Raw genomic sequence first — 19,524 nt, 5'->3', positions numbered from 1 at the left:
GGGTGGGTGCGGCGAGGCGTCTGCGCGCGTCGCCGCCGGGTCGTGGCGGGCTCATGCGGTTGTTGCGGGAGCGAGGCTGAGCAGTCCCGCGCCGTACGGTTTGCCCCGTCCGATGCCGTGGACGACGGCATCTTCAAGGGCGTCGGGGTCAGTGACGGTGGCGGTGCCGTCGTAGCGGAGCAGGCTGTGCCGCATATGGGTGGCGTCTCGGCCGCGCGGGCGGGCTGGCTCCATGCTGGTGGGGGTCAGGACGTGGAGGTCGAGGCCGGCTTCGGCGGCTCGGCGGAGCCACCACTGGTCGGCTTCGGCGCCGGAGAGCGGCACGATCCGTCCCCGCTTGCCCTTCTGTTCCAGGGAGAGCCGCTCCCGTTTGGCGGGGTTGAGGACGATGCGGTAGCGGACGCCGATCCCCTTGCGCAGTGCGGTGAACATCGGGGCGAGGCTCTTGACGTCGGCCTGGCCGTATCCGGTGGGCAGGCGTGCCGGGTCTAGCGTGGCGGCTTGGACGAGGAGGGTGCTGGAGGTGTCGGTCTCCTCCAGGCGGTACAGCAGCCCGGCCTGCTGTCGGGGGGCGTCGCCAAGGTTGTCGGGGACCATCCGCATGACGGTGCGGTGCATCTGGGTGGCGTCGCGCAGGTCTCGCTGCACGTCGCGGCTGTGCGGGTTGAGGCGGATGCGTGCGATCACCGGGTGGTCGTTCATGCGCTTTCCTCGAGGTGGGCGTAGTCGATCAGGCGCTGCATCAGGGTCTGTGGGGGGCCTGCGAGGGAGCGGGGCACCGGTAGCCGGGTGCGGTGCAGGCGGCGGCCGGTGTGGGTGCGGCCGTGCTGGGCGAAGCTCACGGGCACGTCGTTGACGTCGATGACGTCGACCGGCACAGGCTCTGCTTGGCTGCTGGGGGGTGGGGGCTGTTCGTGGAGGAATTCCACGGGGATCGTCCCGGCTTGCTGTCCGTCGCCGTTCTTGGCTGGTGGTGCCGTGCGGCTGAGTGGCACGCGGGTGCGGAGTTCTTCCTCGGGGTCGTCGACGTGGCGTCGCAGGAGGAACGGCTCGTCGGGGACGCAGGAGCGGCGGCCCAGATACGGCGCCCAGTGCGGGCGGCTCAGGGCATCGGCGAGGCTCTCGACGGTCTCGTCGGTCGTGGTGACGGCGACGACGAACACCGCGTCGGACAGGTAGTGGCGTCGGGTGATGACGGCGGCGCCTTTGTTGCTGCCTCCGCTGGTGGCGGCGGTGCGGTCCTTGGGGAATCCGCCGCCGACGGTGTGGTAGTCGACGAGCCGGACGCCCGGCCGGTCCACGCGCACGGTGAGCCGTAGGTCCTGGTAGCGGTCCAGGCTGTCGCCGCGGCCGATGCCTTCGGCCGCGGCGAACAGGCCGATCAGTGCGGAGCGGGTCGGGAAGGGCGCGGTGTCGCGCACGGCGGTGAACGCGGAGCGTTCGCCCCAGGACTGCAGGGGGCCGGCCAGGCGCAGCAGCAGCCCGCTCACTGCTGGTCCTGCCCGGCGGGCACGGCGGCCTCGACGGCGGCGTCGATCAGCTGGTCGAAGGAGTCGTGGGCGGTGCCGAGCCCGGTGTACTGCTCGGCGGGGTTGATGACGGTGTGGCCGTGGAAGCGGCGGTTGCGGTGGCCGGTGAGGCGGTTGATGTTGCCGGCGTGCGTGTCGAGGGCCTGGCGGGAGGGCTGCGAGAAGCCGCCTTGCTGGTCGCCGGTGACGGGGGTCTCGAAGGCCGCGGCCAGGGAGAGCGGTCGGTGTTCGCGCACGGCGAGGTAGGCCAGGTCCGGGACGGTGTGCGGGGCGGTGCTGTTCTTCTTGGCCTGCGGCAGGGAGAGCAGGAAGTGCTCGGCGAAGGAGCTGAGGACGGTCCGGGCGGCCTTGACGTCGCCTTCGAGGTTCTTCAGCAGGTCGGCGACGTTGACGGTCGCGTATCGGTAGAAGACGCCGGCGCTGAACTCGGCGGTGTCGAGGTGGCCGCTGCCGGTTTCGGCCTCGCCCAGCCAGTCGTCGACGGCGGTGAAGTAGTCACGCTGCGGTTCGGCGGCGTGCGTGGTGAACGCGTGGGCGACCTGGGCTGCCCCGTCGACATTGGCGTCCGGGAGCTCGGCGAGCATGCGGCCCAGCAGGCTGATGGAGGCGGTGCGCCTCTTGAGGATCTGCTCGATCTGCTGGGGCGGCAGGACCTGGCCGGGCTTCTTCTTGCCCTGGGCGGCCTCCAGGGCCTGGCGGTGCTCGGCGCACACGGCGGCCAGTTCGTCGATGGCCGCCTCCGGCAGGAACAGCAGCACGGAGGTGTGGCCGGCCGCTTCCGTGCCGATGCCCTTCTTCCCGGCGCTGGCGGCGACCTGTGCTCCGGCGAACGCGGCCAGCTCGGCGGGCCAGTCGGCCTTCTGAAGGGCGTGCTGCACCTTCGCCGGCACCAGGCGGGTGCGGGCGGCCTTCTCCCCGAGGTCCTGCTCGACGCCGAGCCGGATGGCCCGCTTCCAGGACTGGCTGGAGACCCGGATGCGGGAGGCGTTGCCGTAGCGGACCTGCTTGGGGGAGCCGAGGTCGTCCCGGTTGAGGTTGGCGGCGGGCACCGACTGCAGGGCGCTCAGGTCCAGGTAGAGAGTCATCGATCGTTCTCCTCGACGGAATCGAAGGGGGCGGTGTCGGGGGCGGTCGTGCTGCCGACGGTGCGGAAGTAGCTTTCGAGCCAGCGGGTGGCGATGCGGTCGCGGCTGCGGTTCCACCAGGCGAGGTCCTCCAGGAGGACCGCCCAGTCGACCGCGATGCCGCCGGACAGGAGCTGGCGGACGAGGGCGGGCAGGCCCGGGTGGATGGCGTCACTGCTCTGCCGGGCCATCAGGTGTAGAGCGCTTTCGGCGGAGTTCGCCTTCATCACGCCCTTGGCGACGGCCTGGCCGAGCGAGGCCCCGAGGTTGGAACGCTCGTACCAGGAGACGGGAGCGCTCTGGTCGGGCGTGGTGTCGCGGGCCGAGCGGGGACGTGCGGCGACCAGCGAGGCCACCGCGTAGTACGCCCGCCGGATATCGCCATGGTGCTGGTCGTCGTGGTCACGCAGCCACGGCACGAGGTAGCGGTGCAGGTAGTTGCACCGCTCCACCGGCAGCCCGAGCCCGCGCCGCAGGGCGGCCCGGGTCTGCGTGGAGGCGCACAGGCGGTGGACGTGGGCGACGAACCGGTCCGAGGGACGGGCACTTGAGGGGGTCGGCGGAGCAGGCGCCGCCGGCACGGAATCGGTCATGAGACATCCCTGATGCGGGGAAGGGTGAGGTGACGAAGCGTCGGCCGTGCCGCGCGGGACGTGGCCGGGCGCGGGTTCAGTGGGAGACGGACGGCTGCAGCAGTGCGAGCAGGAGGCTGCGGGCGCGGTGACGGGCGCGCGCCACCCGGATGTCCGCACGGTTGGACTGGCCGATGGCCTCATCGAGAGCGTCAAGGGCTGCGTCGACGAACGGCCCCTCCACCCGGTCTGTGGTGCGGCCGGGCTCGGTGAGCTGCCAGAATTTTGTTTCCGCGGCCGGCCAGTACCGCGTCAGCGCGGCAGAAGCCCACGGGCCGGGCTTGCGGGCATCCAGCTTGATCTTGGCCTTCGGTGATGGGTCGACACTGGCGTCGGTGGCGATCTTCCAGGCGATCCTCGCGGCGAAGTCCAGCCGGTCACCGGCCTGCTCCGCAGCACTGTGGCAGCGCTTGACGTGGTAGGCCATCTCCGGATCGTTTTCCTCCTGCCACTGCAGGACCTGCGGGCTCGTCGCCCGGAACCAGACACTGTCCTTTTGCTGACCGTCCTGGTCGAAGCCGTAGGCGCGCACCCGCAGCCGCGGCAGCAGCCACCTGGGCAGGTGCTCGAGAGCCGGAGGACGCTGGGCATCCTGGCGGCTGTCCTTCAGCAGCAGCGAGTCCAGATCCCGCCACAAGGCCCGCGCTCCGTCGGCCTCCCGCGGCTGGAAGTCGCCGTCCTTGCGCCGGTCGAGGATCTGATACGGGTCACGCACCTTCCGCGGCAGCTCGTGCGTCGACCAGGTGAGGTAGGCATCCGTCACCGTCCGGCCGTCCTCGGACGGCACGAGCAGCGCGGCATGACGGAACCGGCCGGTCAGCATCCGGCCCGGCCACGTCACCGGCGGCAAAGCCTCCAGAGGGGCCGGGAGATCCTCCTCCCACGGGCACGCGTCCTCCGCCTCCCAGTCGACCTCGGCCTGTGGGCTCGGCACGGCCAGCACCAGCGTGGTGAACAGGTCCGGCCCCCACGGAAAGTAGGAGACGGACTTACGCAGCGGTGCCGCGTCACCGCTGCCCGCACGCTCCACGGTGATCCGGCGAGGCGTGCACTGCCCGGACGGCCCGTAGTACAACTGCGCGATCAGATGCCAGGCCGCCTCGGCGGCCGGTACCGGTACGGGCGCGGTGTCGGTGAAATGCCCGAACAGCACCGCCCCGTTGACTCCCGTGGGACGGCCCATCACCAGCTTGTTCACCCCGGACGGGTTCGGCGCTCCCTTCGCATCCACACACTCCGCGACCAGGCGGGGATCCTGCAGGAACGGCCGCTCGGAATGGAACAGGTCGAACCTGCCTGCCAGATCCTCCCGGCCGAAGTAGGCGTCCACCGCCTCCGGATCGAACCGGCCGGCCTTCAGGACACGCTCCCGCAGATCGAACCAGTCGTCGATGTCTTCCGCGACGTCCGCATCATCCAGCCGGTCCCCACCATCGGCGGCGATCCTCGCCGCGATCGGCGACACGATGCGCAACAGGCCCGCCGCCGCCGGCGGCACCGGGATCTCCACATCCTCGATCTCGTGCGCCCGCTTGAACAACTCACGTAAGCCCACGCACGCCGACTCCCCCGTCAGCAGACGCACCGGAATCCACGGCTCGACCCGCAGGTCGAATCCCCCACTCACCACATCCCCCTCCAACACCCTCAACCCATGACACGGGCAGGGCAAAGCCCCCCAGAGCCCTGCTCTGGCGTCGTCTGGGCATTCAAGCAGCCGGCACTGACAAGGGGCCTGGACCTGGAGATTTTCAGATCAAAGGCGGGCAGTGACTGGTATCAGCGGCGCACCAGACCACAGTCCTTGTCCAGCCGCAGGGTCTTGCCGCCGACCTTCACCGCCTGCGCGCTCCCGCCCTGCACGGGCTGGTACAGCACACGCAGGTCTGCGAGCATCGGGTGCTGCGTCCACGACTTCGGCGGGGCGATGCTGTCGAGATCGGCGTCCTTGAGCCAGTCGCCGCGGACCGGGATGGTGCGGCGCATCACCTCCCGCACGGCCGGGACTGGCATCGTGTCGTCCGCCGTGGCCTGAGGAAGCAGGTGCTCACCCTCCAGGTCCAGGGTCACGCGGCCGTCCTCGTGCACATAGGCGCACAGCAGTCGCACCGAGTCGGCGCCGAGCCGGGTGGAGACCTCCCACTCGTCCTCTTCGCCGGGCAGATGGTGCAGGTCATGCAGCGCCGAAACGCTCCGCGCGCGCGGGACGGCGAGGAGGCCGGCCATGCTGCGTTCGGCCATGTCCTTGCCCTTGTGGGCCGTCCAGGCTTTGGCCTCGCTGCTCCCCGGGGTGTTCCAGTCGAACTCTTCGTTGTCTCCGTGGACGGCTTCGACCAGGTCCTGCACGCCGCTTGGGATGGAGACGGTCCCGCCCTCGATGCCGGCGAGAGTGCGGGAGGTGGTGGAAAGGAGATGCTCGGAATACACCTCGCCCCACTGCGGGGGCGTCTTCCCGCCGCCCGCGATCGGGTCGAGCACCACCAGACGCGGCCCGCTCGCCCAGGCCGGGCGGCCGCGGCCGTCGGGATAGCCGTGCCGGGCCCAGTGATTCTCGTGGCGCCAGCACCGCCCGGCCCGCTGCAGCAGCAGGGACAGCGGAGCGAGATCGCTGATGACTATGTCGGCATCAAGATCAAGCGACTGCTCGACGACCTGGGTGGCCACCACGATCCGGCGCAGCGGACGCGGGCCTTTACGGCCCAGCCCTTGCGTGACCTCCCGCGTGCGGGCCTCACGCACATCGCCGGGGAAGCGGGCGTGCAGCAGCTGCACGCTTCCGCCCTGCTCATGGGAGCGCTTGTCGAACCGTTCACGCAGCTTCAGGTAGGTCTCCTGCGCGTCCCCGACGGTGTTGCACACCACCAGGGCGGTGCCGCCGTCCTTCCCGCTCACCGGTTTCAGGAGCCGTTCGATCACCGCCAGCCGGGCCCGGGCGCCTCCACCGCCGTGGACGACCGGCTCCACCACGACCTCCAGCTCCATGCCCCGCGCCCGCGCCTGCTCCTGCCGGCGGGGAGGCGAGATCTCGGTCGCCCGGCCGCTCTCCCCGTCCACGTACAGCCATCCCGGGTAGGGCGCCGGGAACGTCTGCTTGCTCAGGGCGCGCGTCCCGTGTCCGGCGCCCTGCAGGTACTCCTTGATCAGCCGGTCGCTGACCGATGCCGGCAACGTCGCCGACAACAGCACGACCGGAACGCCGTACGCACCGAGCCAGTTCAGCAAGCGGCCCAGCAGCACCTGCATGTAGGGGTCGTAGGCGTGGGCCTCATCGACGATGAACGTCTTGCCCGACAGGGCCAGCAACCGCAGCGCGTTGTGCCGCACCGGCAGCACCGCCATCAGGGCCTGGTCGATCGTGCCCACCGCGAACTGCGCGAGCAGCGGCCGCTTGGGCCCGCGCAGCCACCGCTGCGGCCGCATGTCCGCCTCCGCCCGGCCGCTGCCCTGCCCCACCTCGTCCCCGTCACACGTCAACACGCTCCGTGCAATGAGGTCCTCGTCGGCGTGTGCGCTGTTCAGCCAGGCCATGCTGTGCACCAGCGTCAGCCCGGCGTCCTCGCCGGACTGACGCAGCAACGCTTGCGCGATACGCTCGTGCATCTGATCGCTGGTGGCCATCGTCGGCAGCAAGAACGCATATCCCTGCGTCCCGAATGCCTCGGACAAGATCCGCTCGGCCTCCAGCGCCGTCTCGCTCTTGCCGTCGCCCGGCGCCGCGGTGACGAGAAAGAGGCCGCCGTGACGCCCCTCGCCGACCGCCTGGCGCAGCTCTTCCATCACCGAGCGCTGCAAGGGATTGGGCTCCCCCTGAATGCCGTAGGCCTGCGCGAACTCCTTGCGCTGCAACCGCACCCGGGCGAGGCCAGCCTCGGCCAGCAGATGTGGAGCATCGCGCTTGGAGCGCTGGAAGTGATCCGCCAGCGCCGGCTCCAGCCGCCGCTGGCGCTCCCGGAGGTAGTCCTCCTGGCTGACCAGCCAGTCCGCAAGGATGACCAGTCCCGTCACCAGCACCGCGGCTGGCGCCTTGAACATGCCCGGCGTCTGCGGTGCCCCCAGCAACCCGTGCACCGCGGCCGCGTGCGCCATCCGCTGCCGCGACCAGGCCGCCCCACCCAAGAACCCCGCAGCGACACCGTCCTCAAGGCGGTGAAAACGTCCGTGATGACCACCAATGATCTCGGCCAGCCGCTCCGCGACCCTCAACTCCCCGTCACCGGCAAAACCCAGACCTGCCAGCACCGCTGCCACGCTCTGGGCGCCGGCCACGTCATGCCCGAACCGCTCCGCGCACATCTTCAGCCGGTCACGGCCCAGCTCCGCACTGAGGTATTGGCTACCGCGCCGGGAACAGAACTGGAAGCCTGACACCTTGCCGACGTCGTGCAGACCGGCACACAGCCCGACAACCGCTCGGGCACGGCCCATATCGCCTGCCAGCCCCATCCCCTCGGCGATCCGCACCCGCTGGTTCTCCGACAGGAACACATCCCACAGGTGCAGCGCCATCGCGGCAGCATCCAACAGATGCCGGATCAACGGATACGGCGCCGCGGCCGGATCCAACCCCCTCGACTTCCCCCACACCGACTCATCCGGCACCCCCCACTCCCCCACCAACCCCGCCCCCTCCAACAGCCGACCCAACCCCACAACAAGAGCCCGCATTCAACCACCACCCACCGACAACACCCCTCGTTACAGTGACAACGTGCAAGCCAACCACTCACGGCACGCACCACTCTGCAATGCAAAGGAAGAGCAAGGCCCCTCCTAAGCCGCAGGTCAGAAAGAGTCCTCCCCACCGACGCGGGGGTGTTCCGTTCTCCCTCGTCGGCGAGAACGGCCTCACCCTGTCCTCCCCGCCGACGCGGGGGTGTTCCGTCCAGGGCGCTGCGCGGAGTGCTCATGCCTCAGTCCTCCCCGCCGACGCGGGGGTGTTCCGCCTGCTGCTGACAGGCGGCCGTTGACGTTCAGGTCCTCCCCGCCGACGCGGGGGTGTTCCGGTGCGCCCGCTGGCGTTGCCGAGCACGCTTTCGTCCTCCCCGCCGACGCCGGGGGGGCTCCGTGGTCGTCCGGGGCCGGCGTGGTGCCCAGCAGGTCCTTCCCGCCGACGCGGGGGTGTTCCGTGGTCGGACAGTCTGTCGGCCACCACCATGCCGTCCTCCCCGCCGACGCGGGGGTGCTCCGTTGGCGGCCCGGTACGCGTTCACGATGTGCTTGCCCTCCCCGCCGACGCGGGGGTGTTCCGAAGCGCGACCTGGTCGACGCCATCGAGACCGGGTCCTCCCCGCCGACGTGGGGGTGTTCCGCACACGAAGGGCCGATGGGGCGGGAGCCCGCTGTCCTCCCCGCCGACGCGGGGGTGCTCCGCAGCTGGGCCTGTGCCGCCGCCTCGGCATCACGTCCTCCCCGCCGACGCGGGGGTGCTCCGGCGTCGGATACGGCGTCCGCCATCGCGGTCGCGTCCTCCCCGCCGACGCGGGGGTGTTCCGGTTGCCGAGGCAGAGTTCCAGGCGCGCATGGAGTCCTCCCCGCCGACGCGGAGGTGTTCCGAAACCAGTGGGACTTCGGGTTCCGGCAGGTCAGTCCTCCCCGCCGACGCGGGGGTGTTCCGCGGTTCGGACGTAGGATCCCGCCGTGAGCGACGTCCTCCCCGCCGACGCGGGGGTGCTCCGGCTCCGTCCTCCTCGTGAACACCCGTTGGGACGACGACCTGTCTGGCCGCCTCCTCAAAGAGGAACCCGACGACTGGATCGTCATCGACCTCCCGGCCATCGCCCTCACCGACAACGCCCCCCTCGGCCGGCAGCCCGGCGAAGCCCTCTGGCCCGAGCGGTACAACGAAGACGACTACGCCCGCATACGGAAATCCGTAGGTGAGCGCGTCTGGTGGGCGTTGTACCAGCAGCAGCCGAGACCCCTCGAAGGCGGCGTCTGGCAATGGGTGTGGATCACCAGTAACCAAATCAGCCCCGCAGCCTTCCGCGGCGTGAACCTCACCCGCGGACTCGTCGCCATCGACCCTTCCGGCGGCGCCAGCACTGCCAACGACGAAACCGGCATCATCGCCGCCGGCCGCGACACAGACGGAGAGCTGGAGCGGCAGATGGTCACCTGGCTGCCCGGCATGGACAGCCCAGACCGTATGGACGCCGCAGTGCACGCACTCACTGAGCTGGCAGACCCGGCGCAGACCGGGCTTGGCACTCAGCACTACAGCGATCAGCGACTGCGCGGCCGCCGCTAGCAGCCTGTGCGGGAGTGGAGATCACATCACTGACGCAGCGTCGCAAGCGGCCACAACTGACGGCTGGCCCATCGCAGGACGCAGCGAGCAGTGATACATCGCCGCAGGTCACGAGTGCGGGAGCGTGAAAGATGCACCTGTCAGATCGCTCATCTGCCGTCTGGGATGTTTCCGCAAAGTTGGCCGTTCGCAACTTTGGTCAGCGTCGCTGATTTGGGTTCTGTGAGTTCGGCTAAATAGCAAAACCGATGTACATTGGCTGAGGCGTCAGCGCATCTGGAGATGCGCTAGCGCCGGGCAAAACAGAACCGCCCCCCTGGCTTGGGAGGCGGTGTCTGCTTCCTGAGCGGGCTGCCGGGCTCGGGACTACAGGTGCGCCGCCAACTGGATGTACAGGTCCAGGAGGCTGGTGATGAAGCACCAGAAGTTCCAGTCCGGCTGTTCGTTGTTCATGATCACCTCTTGTTCGGCCCAAGGGACGAAAACTCCCGGAGCGGGCCTCTTCCTCCGGGCCGCGGCGGCCGGAGGCAAGGTGGTGAACAGGTCGATAACGAACACCCGATGGGAAGTCTAAGGCCTCCGAAGCACACCTCCGGACCTCCGCAGGCGAAAAACGGCGCAACACCCGCCCACCACGCGGATTGTCGGGTCGCGTTCCCCGAATCAGTCACTCTTCCGGGTGAATTGACGACTTGACGCATTCTCGGATCCGGCCAAACCCGATCCCGCATCCCGAGGCCGGAGGGAACCCCTACCGCTCCGGCCCGTACCCTGATCACAGGCGCGGGGCTGTCAGCGGTAAAGGAGCAGCGGTGGGCCTGCGCAAGGTCGTCATACACGCCTGGAGCTGGCTGAACTACAAGCCGGTCTACTCCGGCACCAGCCACGGCGAAGCCCCCGGGATGCCCAACCGCAGGGCGTTCCCCGAGGCCAACGCCATGTGGGTCCCCGAAGAGGACCAGAAGCGCCTGGCCGCGTACAAGCTCCTCGCCGCCTACCACAACAACCAGGCCGCTGAACTCGCCGAAGTCGCCGGCGAGATCCACGCCTCCGAGAAGCGCGAGTTCGGCGACCCGGCCATGTTCGTCGACACCGTCATGTCGCACGGGGCCGCGAGCAGACCATCACCGTCGCCGGCGGGGACACCGACAGCGACACCCCCACCCCCGACGAGGCGATGGCCGGACGCGTCCAGGACCTTCTGCGGGAGTGGGCGGAGACGGAGCTGCTGCCCATGCAGGTCCAGCAGACCGAACGCAAGGCCGTGTCCCTCGGAGACAGTGTGTACCGGCTCGCGTGGGAGCCCGGCAAGATGTGGCCCGTCCTCCGCGTCCACGACCCCGGGTTCTCCCCGCCGACGCGGCGGTGCTCCGTACGCCGGCACCCGCATCGCCGCGCAGGAGCTGTCCTCCCCGCGGACGCGGGGGTGCTCCGCTACCGCTCATCCCGACGTGCGGGGTAGCGTCGTCCTCCCCGCCGACGCGGGGGTGTTCCGTTCGCCGATGCCGTGATCAACGGGGACACCGCGTCCTCCTCGCCGACGCGGGGGTGCTCCGTTGGCGGCCCGGTACGCGTTCACGATGTGCTTGTCCTCCCCGCCGACGCAGGGGTGTTCCGTCTGCTGGCCCCGCGACGTCGGGGGTTCGGTAGTCCTCCCCGCCGACGCGGGGTGTTCCGCCGTGATCCATGACTGCCGTGCCACCGGCCTCGGTCTGCTTCGCGAAGCGGAAGGTGTGCTCCAGGTCGAAGCGGCGGAGAAATGCCTGCCAGAAACGGTCCACGTCGTCCGGAGTGACGCCGGTCTTGGAGGACCATAGCCACACCGGCGGGGCATCACGGTCCTTCGACAGATGCTCGACCTTCAACCGGATCAACGTGCCTTCGACCAGGGGAAGTTCACCATCATGGTCGAGCCATGAGGAGCGGTGGGTGAGCCTTGGGTGGACCCGGTCCCATGCCTGCGTCTCGGCCTTGCCGTAGTTGGTGGTTGCGGTGAGCGTAGTGATCGCGGGCTCGGGCCAGGTCTCCGGCTTGGCGAAGCGGAATTCCGGGCCGTGCTTAGGCGGTCGGCCGCCCTTCGGGTCGTAGATACGAGGCGGCTTCGGCAGTCGCATGACGCGGTCGGAGCGGACCCGGCCGACCAGCTCGACCGGCAGATCGCGCAGGACCCAGGCCAGGCGGGTGACGTCGTAGCCCGCATCGCTGACGATCACGATGTCCGGGTCCCCAGCCCGCCACTGGCCCGCTGCGATGAGCCGTTCAACGACTCCCCGCAGCTGGGTGGCGGTGACCGCGGTGGCATCGTCCACCGGTCCGAGCCGGACCGCGTCCAGGATCGCGGTCCAAGAAGTGGAGCCCGGCTCCAGGACGGCGACGAAGGAGTAGGGCCAGCCCGGGATGAACTGCGACGCCGTCTTCGCCCGGCCATAGACATGGCAGAACAGCCGCTCGGCCGAGCACGGCGCGTCCGAACGAAGCCATGGCGACACATCGACGGCCAGGACCAGACGCCCGCCGTCGAACCGCGGCAGCGACAGCCCGGCCAGCACCATCCGCACCTGCTCGACATCGATCCGGCCGTGGTTCAGGCCTCCGTACATCGCTCCGTGCCCACGCCGATGCTCGGGCAGCAGCGTTAGGTCCACCGGGGACTTCACCGAACCGTCCGCACACAGCACCGCATCCGTCAGCTCGAACAACTCGTTGCGCCGAGCGGTCAGACACTCATAGAACTCGCCCCGGAAGCGTGACGCTTCCGCGAACGCATCCCTCCACACAACATCGGGCAGCAGACTCACCCTCACGGCCTTCGTCTCGGTCACGTGCACCTTGGTCGGAGCACAGGATCAGACGAAGGCCGCCCCCACGTCCGGCAAACCCCCAGGTGAGCGACGCAGTACGAGACACCGTTCGAGGCCGGAAGAAAAAGAACAAGCTAAGGAACCAACAAGGCTCCTGGACCAACGGCACGGAAGCCCTCCGTTGCGGGCACCAAGGTCATCACCCGATCGGTGGCCACGCTGAAAAGGCTCACTGAACCAGCGGGGAACCGCCACCTTGTGGGCAACAGCACTCTCCGGTAGCCGCCTCCGTAGAGGTGGCAGAAGAGCCAATCGTCACTGGTGGGGACTCAAATGACGTACACCTTCAGGGAGCCAGGTGCCATGGGCTGCCAGGTCGGCTGCGATGCAGCGTCATACCGTGGGTCGCATCTTCACCAGGTCGGCTCTACCGGGCTGCGGAAGGGCGACTGGTTTTCGTAAATCCAAATTTTGGGACTGCAGATGAAGCGAGGATGCTGCTCCTCATAGGGCACATCGGTCCAGACGTCCGGGTTCGCGGCAAAGGCCCGACACAGGCCAGCCTGGGAGTCCTCGTCCAGCTCATCCGGGGCCACAATGATGAACTCGTCGCCCAGCCGGTTCATGGTGAATGCGGTGATGTACTCCAGGTGGTCGGAGAACACTTCCAAGAGTCGTCGAGCGTCGGGCCACTTGTCGTACGGCGGAGTCGGAAGGGTGACGTACTCGATGAACCCGTGACCCCGGGCGACGAACGCCTGGAACTTGCTCCAGTCGTTGCCCTCAAGCAGCATCGCAAGGTACGACCCGAGGTCGCCGTCGTCATCATCCAGGATGTTCGAGCTGTTGTAGAGGAGGCATGACCGGAAGTGGTCGACGACTTTCTGCAGGCGGATGATGCTGACACGTAGAAGTGCGTAGGTCTGTGGCGAGAGTGCGCGGTTGTGGGCGAGGACGTTGCGGATCTCGCGGATCTCGTCGAAGTCTCTCGCGATCGCCTGCTGATCCTGCCCTGCCAAGTGGTGCACAGCGCCCGCGATCTGCGGGTCGGTCAGCATGGACAGGAGCTGGCCGATGTCGGACTGCCAGATGAGGTCACCGCTGGTCTCGGCGGCAAGGTACAGGCGCTGGCGGCTTCTCTCAGCGAGGCGCTCGAGGTTCTTGCGCAGTTTCGGGTCCAAGTGCTGGTGCCACTGGACTCCGTAGGCGCGCATCCAGGAAGCCAGGCAGAGCCTGCGCAGCCACCCTTCCAAGGTGTAGATGTCTCGGTACGCTTGCTGGTTGATCCGCGGCACCAAGAACTCGCCGTCGAACTCGAGGTCCAGCTGCTGCTCGAAGCCCACCATCCCTGCCTCTCCGCCCAGCCGCTCCCCCGGCTGATGGCACCATTGTTCCAGGACGTCCTGGCAGCTGCCGACTCTGCTGTCGTGTGAAGGTGGCCAGTCGGGGTGTGACCCCAGTCATCATCCGCCGCGTTCTGTGCGCAGAGAACGCGGCGGATTGGGCGCCGCCGCTCCCCTCTCAGGGCACGATGCCGCGCACTGGCCTTTTGGACGCCCCGTTAAGCGTCGCTGTTAGGTTGCTGCCCCCTCTGCGGTGGGCGGGTGCTCCTGGACCTCGTCTAGTCCTGCGGACTTGGCGGTATCCGGGAGTGCCGGCAGGGCATCGTATGGCGTAAGCGAGGGCTCCGGTATAGCGCCTCCTCCACGGCCGGGTGATCTTCCGCAGGTGGCCGTGACGAGCAGGCGAAGTCCTGGGGTTCCATGACCATGAGACATGCACTGGCTCTCTTTGCCGCCGTGGCCGTCCTCGCCGGAGGCACGGCCACGCCACATGTGGCCGCCGTACCCCTTCAGCACCCGCCAGCACTCTTGACCGCGAAGCGGTGCGCCACCACGTGGGAGGTGACGGGGCGGAAGGTAGCGGTAAGGCGGCCGGCGTGGAACGACGGCCCGGTCGCGACGACCGCCAGCCCGATCCACCACTACCTGTACCGCGGGGACCGGGTGACCTCCTGCACCGTCGCCGTCGCCCGAACCGAAAGTGGTCCGGCCTACCGCAAGTGCGGAAAGGCCGGGAGCCTCTGGCGCGTCGTGCCGGGCGGTCAGGTGCCCCAGACCTGCCTGAAACGGGCTTGATTGCACCGACTTCCCTGACGACACGTGCCGACGTGTCAGCGTTTCGCTGTGCCCATCTGCTCGGGGATCGTCTGCCGACGCTCACGGTCGACTCCACTGGTGTCCGGGGAGGTGTACGACCCGGGGGCGCGGCGGGCAGGCCTGCTGTCCCAGATGGAAGGGCGGTCGGCTGCGGTGAGAAGGCTGTTGATACGGCGGGCGAATTCGCAGCCGGGCAGGGGAAGCTCGGTGTCGGGCTCACGGAGGTAGCCGGCGGTGACGGCGTTGGGGATGTAGGCCATGAGCTTGCTGACACCGGCTGGCCGCGAGCGGACGGTCTGCGTGGCGAGGTGGCGCAGGATCCGCATGAAGTGGGTGGTGGTCGTGCTGGTGATGCGGTGGTCTGCCGGGTGCCAGGCCCCGGCGTGGTCGAACGATGGGGGTTGGGGCGGGGGCTGGACGTCGTCGGTCTGGCGGTGCCAGAAGTCGGCTGTGTCGCGCTCTCCCAGCGCCAGGTGGTGCAGGTAGAGGCAGTAGGCGGCGGCGGCTTGTCCAGCGCCGGCGGCGTACTGCCACCAGAAGCGGGCGCCCTCGTCGGTGTCGGTCAGCTGCAGGACGCACGCGAGGACCAGGGCGGCTCGGGGTTCGGGGACCTGGTCGGTGACGAACTTGGCGACGGTGTGCGGCGGGGTGTGCTGGACGAGGGTTTCGCACAGGGCGCGCAGGTCCTCGGCTGCAGCGTGGCGGCCGCCGTTGGAGGCGCTCTGGCCGGCGTGGGCGGCTTCGGGTGCGGGGCGCGGGGCCGCTGCGGGGACGGTGTCGCGGGGCATGGTGCGCTCGCGGACGAGCAGGGCTCTGGAAAGGAGTTCTTCGATGCCGGTCACGGGGTGTTCCCTTCGGTCGGGGGCGGCGGGCACAGGACGCTTTCCAGGAAGCGGGTGGCATGGCGTTCGTCGGAGCGGACGGCGGCCAGGGGGACGCCCAGGAGGGCGGAGACGTTCTCGGGCGGCAGGTCGTAGAGCCGGCGCAGCACCATGACGTCGAGCTGGTGGGCGGGCAGGCGGCTCATGGCTGTGAACAGCTTCAGGCTCTCGGCCACCTGGTCCAGGCGCTCAGCGGGATCGGTGAGGGACTTCAGGACGACCGTATCGAAGGCAGCCATGCCCAGCTCGGGCCGGCCGTCGCGGTGAGGGGTGCGGGCCATGACGGTGGCGCGCAGGACGTTCCAGGCGTAGCGGCGTGTGTCCTGGCTGGCCAGGGCCTCGTCCCAGGAGAGCCAGAGGATGTCGAAGGTGTCGTCGACGGCGGCGTCACGCTGGTCGTCGTCGAGGAAGGCCTGGGCGAAGAGGTGGTATTCGGTCTCGACCAGTTCGCGGAAGGCGCTGTGGTCCAAGGGCGGGGCCGTGTGGGTGGCGGTCAGGGTGGGGGTGCCTTCGGTGCAGTTGTCGATCCACTCGCTGCTCTTGTGGGCCTCGTAGGCGGCCTGGCACCACAGCTGGTAGAGGGGCCAGTTCGGCATGCCCAGTTCGGTGGCCAGTAGGTAGACGATCTCCCAGCGCGGGTAGAGGCCCACGCCGCGCAGCAGTTCGGAGAGCTTGGACTTGGCGAAGCGGACGCGCGTGCTGAGGTCGTTCAGGGTCAGGCCGCTGGCGAGGTAGCTCTGGCGCATCGGGTCCAGCCAGGCCCGGTGGGCGCTGCCGACGGTGGGAGCGATCGGTCCGAGCTTGCGGCCGGGCCGGGCGGTGAACGGTCTGCCGGGTGAGGCCGGCGGCTCGGCAGGAGTGATCACGGTGCGTCGTCCTCCTTGTCCGTGGCCGCGTCCAGGCGGTTGCTGGTGCTGGGCGCGGGGTGGGAGCGCGAGGCGTGCACGATCTGCTGCACGGTCAGGGCGAGGGCCGGGGCGAGCCCGGCCACTGCGGCCGTCTCACCCACGGCGACCAGCACGGTGCTCCAGGCGAACACCGTCGCCGTGACCGCGGTGACGACTATCTGACGCGTCTTCATGCAGGTTCCTTCTGCTGTCGGGAGGTCGGCCTCGGGGATCCGGCGGCCCCATCCGAGAAGGCCGCCGCGCACCCCGGGCGGGCGGGTGCCACACCGCCGTGCCCGGGAGGTGAACCAGCATGGCCAGAGCGGCAGTTACTACGCCACGTGATCAAGGAATCACGGAACAATGGCGATCACCGGACCGACCCTGGACACCCCGTCAGGACATCGCCGATCAGAAAGCGCAAGCAGGCGCGCGGACGGGTGGAAGTTCCCGGTTTTCCTTGCAATTGCACGTCGAAGAGACGTCAATAGAACATGACGCCGTTGGTGTCGGCCTTCCATCCGGAAGGGCCCGCCCCCGTGCCAACCCGTCAAAGGGGGGAAGCGGGCCATGCCGCTCTCGCCTGGCCAGCCCTAAGGCCAGGCGAGAGCACAGCGGCCCCTATGCTGGGGCTCCACGACCGTAGACCACGGCACTGACAACGCCCCTGCCCTAGATGGGACTTCGCGGCGAAACCACCCTGCGGGCCCCCAGAAGGTGAGGCTGGTCGACTTCCGCACCTCGGATGCTCGTTCCCACTCCGCCCCGTACTCGCCCTCGGGGGTGCGCCAGTGGCGCACGAGTCCTTCGCGATGCCGGCAACGTCGTCCGGAGCGGCGAAGACGTGGCGCAGCGCATCGACGGTGGCTTCGAAGAGGATTTCGTGGGCGTCGGTCCCGAGTCGAGCGTAGGACCAGCCGGTCTCGTCGTCCCAGGAGAGCCGTGCACCACCCCGTGCGCCGGTGCGGGCTGACATCCCAGGTGAGGATCATGTAGATCGTGTCGCGGCGGTCCTTGTTGTAGTACGGGCGCAGCACGACATGGGCACGGACGATGCCGGGAGGGATGCCCCGGTCGGTGAGCGCCTGGTCAACGGCGCTCGCGTAGGACCAGTGCGGCACTCCGTGCGGCCAGAGCCTGTGCCAGCCGGGCGGATCAAGCAGCACGTGGCTCACCTCCGCACGGTTGGCCGGAGGCCGGGTCATGAGGCGTGGCGGAAGGCGGCGGCCGGGCCGATGACGTCGGGCCCGTACTTGTCCCGCACCCGGTCGACGGCGGCTTCAGCCACCAGGCGGGATTCGCGGGCGGTGTCGAGGCTGATCTGCTGGGCGACCTGGTCGGCGTCGATCAGGTCCTCCCCCTTCAACGTGAGGCCGGTCAGGCGACCGCGCTGGAGGCCTGCGGCGTCCATCAGCTGGTAGGCCGCGGTGCGCAGGTCGTCGTCGTGGTGGGACGGCTCGGTCAGGCGACGGGTCTTGGTCCAGGTGCTGCCGCCGGCGAACCTCAGCGTCAGGGTCAGGGCGCGGGCCGCCTGGCCGCGGCGGCGCAGGAGCAGTGCGAGGCGGACCACGGTATCGAGGAGAGCGGCGCGGACATCGGCGCCGTCCAGGGTGTGGCGGGGGAAGGCCGTGCGGATGCTGGCGGAGGCGGGCAGTGTGCGGGGGACGACCGGGCGTGGGTCGATGCCGCGGGCGCGATCGACAGTCGTACGGCCGGCGCGACCGCCGAGGAGGCGCTGCACCGTGGCGGGCGGGATCGCGGCGAGCAGGCCGACGCTGTGGACGCCGTAGTCGCACAGCGCGGCTGCTTGGCGGGGGCCGATGCCGTGGAGTGCTTCGACTGGAAGTGTGGCCAGCCACGCGGCGGCGTGGTCGGGGTTGATGGCGAGGACGCCGCCGGGGGCGTCGATCTGCGCGGAGGCGGTGGTGGCGACGGTGATGGTGGGGCCGATGCCGACGCGGACTTCGATGCCGAGTCGGGAGATGGTCCGCACCCGCAGGACCTCGCCGAGGTGGCGGGCGTCGGTGCCGTGGTAGCGCAGTGCGCCCTTCAGGTCGACCAGGGCCGCGGACGGGGGTAGGGCCTGCACGACCGGGGAGAGGTCGGCGAGTTGCTCCAGGACCTGCCGGTAGGTCTCCTCCCCCAGCCGGTCCGGGCAGCGCACATGCATCACCGTCGACCCCGCAGCGGCAGCTCGATCTGAACCCATGGCACACCCACCTCCTCCCCCACACGATATCGAACTAGAATTCGAACATGCGAGGCGTGCGGACCGCTCGGTGCAAGACACTGGGACGGAACGTGTTCGACGACCTGCCACCTGACCTGGAGCGACTGCTCACCCTGAGGGTGTGGCACGCCATGTGGCTGGCACGCATCGACAACAAGATCGTCTACCTCCAGCGGCGAGAAGCCGAACGGGAGCACGGCCGACGCGTGCGGCCCGCCACTCCGGAATGGATCGTCCAGCTCGGCATCGGCGCCGGACGCCCGCCCGTCCAGGTCCACGCCGGCGACTGCTACGCCGCAGGCAACCGCCGCCGCCCCATCTACCGCGACGAAGCCCGCCGGCCCCTGGCCTCCGGCCTGCCCGCCTGCCCCCACTGCCGGCCCGACATCCACCTGCGCATCCTCGACTGACCCATGCGCCGAGGTATCGAGGACAACCTCGCTACTGAGCGGAACCCGGCAATTTGCCTGGTTCCGCTCAACCGCAAGGGCCGCAGCCTGCCAAGCTCCGCGGCTCAGCTCAGAGACGTGGGCCGCCTCGGGGGCGGAACGGCCCGCAGCAGTTCCCACAGTGGCCGGGAGCCCGAGGCCCACACCGCCAGCGTCTGGCGGTCCACCACGTGCAGCCGCTGCTGCTTGGCGAAGTCCGTGGCCGGCCCGGTCACGCGGCCGTTCGTCACGATCACCGCGACGTCCGCGCCGTGCACCGGCCGGGCCGTGCCGTTGAGGACCTGCAGATCCGGCGTGCCCACTGCCGAGCCCCGGGCGCCGTTGCGGCGGTGCTTGCGCTGGATCACCCAGCGGCGCCCGAGCGGGTCGGTGGCTTTCACGTCCGCGCCAAGGTCGCCTCCCCCGCCGACCCGCTGCGCGTCCTGGCAGCCATCGCGGCGCATGAGATCCCGGACCGCTTCCTCGAACTTGGCGTGATGCAGCGCATCCATCTGGGACAGCCCGTAGCGCAGGGCCTGTGTGCGGACGGCCTCCCAGCGGGTCTGCTGCCGACGGTTCGAAAGCCAGCCGATACCGGCGAGCACG

General features: G+C 69.5%; 16 protein-coding genes, 1 pseudogene and 1 CRISPR repeat array. Of the genes and pseudogenes, 3 read left to right on the top strand and 14 right to left on the bottom strand.

Features of this window, described 5'->3' with window-relative positions:
• Positions 1–51: 51 nt before the first annotated feature.
• From cas6e to cas3, 6 genes are all read right to left on the bottom strand, one after another.
• A complete protein-coding gene (gene cas6e, locus ABZ016_RS13995; RefSeq protein ID WP_356916815.1) occupies positions 52–702 on the bottom strand; it encodes a type I-E CRISPR-associated protein Cas6/Cse3/CasE in 651 nt (216 codons plus the stop codon).
• Entirely contained in the window at positions 699–1,490 is a 792-nt protein-coding gene (gene cas5e, locus ABZ016_RS13990; RefSeq protein WP_356916814.1) for a type I-E CRISPR-associated protein Cas5/CasD, read from the bottom strand. Before cas5e ends, cas6e begins: the two co-directional genes overlap by 4 nt.
• Complete coding sequence (gene cas7e / locus ABZ016_RS13985) at positions 1,487–2,614, bottom strand: type I-E CRISPR-associated protein Cas7/Cse4/CasC (protein ID WP_356916813.1); 1,128 nt, start codon at positions 2,612–2,614, stop codon at positions 1,487–1,489. The genes cas5e and cas7e overlap by 4 nt, the downstream gene beginning before the upstream one ends.
• Positions 2,611–3,246: a type I-E CRISPR-associated protein Cse2/CasB gene (casB, locus tag ABZ016_RS13980; protein ID WP_356916812.1), complete on the bottom strand. Its 636-nt coding sequence runs from the start codon at positions 3,244–3,246 to the stop codon at positions 2,611–2,613. Before casB ends, cas7e begins: the two co-directional genes overlap by 4 nt.
• Before the next feature lie 76 nt (positions 3,247–3,322).
• Positions 3,323–4,912, bottom strand: a complete 1,590-nt coding sequence (gene casA / locus ABZ016_RS13975; RefSeq protein WP_356916811.1) for a type I-E CRISPR-associated protein Cse1/CasA — start codon at positions 4,910–4,912, stop codon at positions 3,323–3,325.
• Positions 4,913–5,064: 152 nt separating this feature from the next.
• The gene (gene cas3 / locus ABZ016_RS13970) at positions 5,065–7,884 is read right to left on the bottom strand and encodes a CRISPR-associated helicase Cas3' (protein ID WP_356916810.1); all 2,820 of its coding nucleotides are present in this window, start codon (positions 7,882–7,884) and stop codon (positions 5,065–5,067) included.
• Positions 7,885–8,076: 192 nt separating this feature from the next.
• Positions 8,077–8,960: direct repeats of the CRISPR family, unit length 24 nt; unit sequence GTCCTCCCCGCCGACGCGGGGGTG.
• Positions 8,961–8,974: 14 nt separating this feature from the next.
• On the opposite strand from cas3, the gene ABZ016_RS13965 reads away from it, so the two are divergent.
• On the top strand, positions 8,975–9,532 hold the full coding sequence (locus ABZ016_RS13965) for a hypothetical protein (protein WP_356916809.1): 558 nt from the start codon (positions 8,975–8,977) through the stop codon (positions 9,530–9,532).
• A gap of 366 nt (positions 9,533–9,898) precedes the next feature.
• Here ABZ016_RS13965 and ABZ016_RS13960 read toward each other — a convergent pair whose 3' ends face one another.
• A complete protein-coding gene (locus tag ABZ016_RS13960; protein ID WP_356916808.1) occupies positions 9,899–10,090 on the bottom strand; it encodes a hypothetical protein in 192 nt (63 codons plus the stop codon).
• A 619-nt stretch (positions 10,091–10,709) separates the two neighbouring features.
• On the opposite strand from ABZ016_RS13960, the gene ABZ016_RS13955 reads away from it, so the two are divergent.
• On the top strand, positions 10,710–10,994 hold the full coding sequence (locus ABZ016_RS13955) for a hypothetical protein (RefSeq protein WP_356916807.1): 285 nt from the start codon (positions 10,710–10,712) through the stop codon (positions 10,992–10,994).
• A 247-nt stretch (positions 10,995–11,241) separates the two neighbouring features.
• On the opposite strand, the pseudogene ABZ016_RS13950 reads toward ABZ016_RS13955, so the two are convergent.
• From ABZ016_RS13950 to ABZ016_RS13925, 6 genes and pseudogenes are all read right to left on the bottom strand, one after another.
• Positions 11,242–12,330 (bottom strand): annotated as a pseudogene (locus tag ABZ016_RS13950) (transposase); the annotation flags it as partial.
• Between the two features lie 416 nt (positions 12,331–12,746).
• Complete coding sequence (locus tag ABZ016_RS13945) at positions 12,747–13,679, bottom strand: hypothetical protein (RefSeq protein WP_356916806.1); 933 nt, start codon at positions 13,677–13,679, stop codon at positions 12,747–12,749.
• Between the two features lie 827 nt (positions 13,680–14,506).
• The gene (locus tag ABZ016_RS13940; protein WP_356916805.1) at positions 14,507–15,334 is read right to left on the bottom strand and encodes a hypothetical protein; all 828 of its coding nucleotides are present in this window, start codon (positions 15,332–15,334) and stop codon (positions 14,507–14,509) included.
• The gene (locus ABZ016_RS13935) at positions 15,331–16,239 is read right to left on the bottom strand and encodes a sigma-70 family RNA polymerase sigma factor (protein ID WP_356916804.1); all 909 of its coding nucleotides are present in this window, start codon (positions 16,237–16,239) and stop codon (positions 15,331–15,333) included. Before ABZ016_RS13935 ends, ABZ016_RS13940 begins: the two co-directional genes overlap by 4 nt.
• Positions 16,236–16,454 carry a hypothetical protein gene (locus ABZ016_RS13930; RefSeq protein WP_356916803.1) on the bottom strand — a complete coding sequence of 73 codons (219 nt, stop codon included), beginning with the start codon at positions 16,452–16,454 and terminating at the stop codon, positions 16,236–16,238. The genes ABZ016_RS13935 and ABZ016_RS13930 overlap by 4 nt, the downstream gene beginning before the upstream one ends.
• Positions 16,455–17,461: 1,007 nt before the next feature.
• Positions 17,462–18,469 carry a hypothetical protein gene (locus ABZ016_RS13925; RefSeq protein ID WP_356916802.1) on the bottom strand — a complete coding sequence of 336 codons (1,008 nt, stop codon included), beginning with the start codon at positions 18,467–18,469 and terminating at the stop codon, positions 17,462–17,464.
• A gap of 47 nt (positions 18,470–18,516) precedes the next feature.
• On the opposite strand from ABZ016_RS13925, the gene ABZ016_RS13920 reads away from it, so the two are divergent.
• Positions 18,517–18,900, top strand: a complete 384-nt coding sequence (locus ABZ016_RS13920; RefSeq protein ID WP_356916801.1) for a DUF6233 domain-containing protein — start codon at positions 18,517–18,519, stop codon at positions 18,898–18,900.
• Positions 18,901–19,004: 104 nt separating this feature from the next.
• Here the strand turns inward: ABZ016_RS13920 and ABZ016_RS13915 are convergent.
• Positions 19,005–19,524, bottom strand: a 520-nt coding sequence (locus tag ABZ016_RS13915; RefSeq protein WP_356916800.1) for a restriction endonuclease, incomplete at its 5' end; no start/stop codon positions are given.

It is taken from the genome of Streptomyces sp. NPDC006372 (assembly GCF_040612515.1).
Classification (GTDB): domain Bacteria; phylum Actinomycetota; class Actinomycetes; order Streptomycetales; family Streptomycetaceae; genus Streptomyces.
Note: the sequence above shows the minus strand (reverse complement) of the source record. Positions and strands in the feature narration are given on the sequence as shown.

Excerpts from the sequence above, each read along its gene's own strand:
- ABZ016_RS13930 (WP_356916803.1), bottom strand. The coding sequence starts at position 16,454 with ATGAAGACGCGTCAGATAGTCGTCACCGCGGTCACGGCGACGGTGTTC.
- ABZ016_RS13920 (WP_356916801.1), top strand. The coding sequence starts at position 18,517 with ATGCGAGGCGTGCGGACCGCTCGGTGCAAGACACTGGGACGGAACGTG.
- cas6e (WP_356916815.1), bottom strand. The coding sequence starts at position 702 with ATGAACGACCACCCGGTGATCGCACGCATCCGCCTCAACCCGCACAGC.
- ABZ016_RS13945 (WP_356916806.1), bottom strand. The coding sequence starts at position 13,679 with ATGGTGGGCTTCGAGCAGCAGCTGGACCTCGAGTTCGACGGCGAGTTC.
- ABZ016_RS13955 (WP_356916807.1), top strand. The coding sequence starts at position 10,710 with ATGGCCGGACGCGTCCAGGACCTTCTGCGGGAGTGGGCGGAGACGGAG.
- casB (WP_356916812.1), bottom strand. The coding sequence starts at position 3,246 with ATGACCGATTCCGTGCCGGCGGCGCCTGCTCCGCCGACCCCCTCAAGT.
- cas7e (WP_356916813.1), bottom strand. The coding sequence starts at position 2,614 with ATGACTCTCTACCTGGACCTGAGCGCCCTGCAGTCGGTGCCCGCCGCC.
- ABZ016_RS13925 (WP_356916802.1), bottom strand. The coding sequence starts at position 18,469 with ATGGGTTCAGATCGAGCTGCCGCTGCGGGGTCGACGGTGATGCATGTG.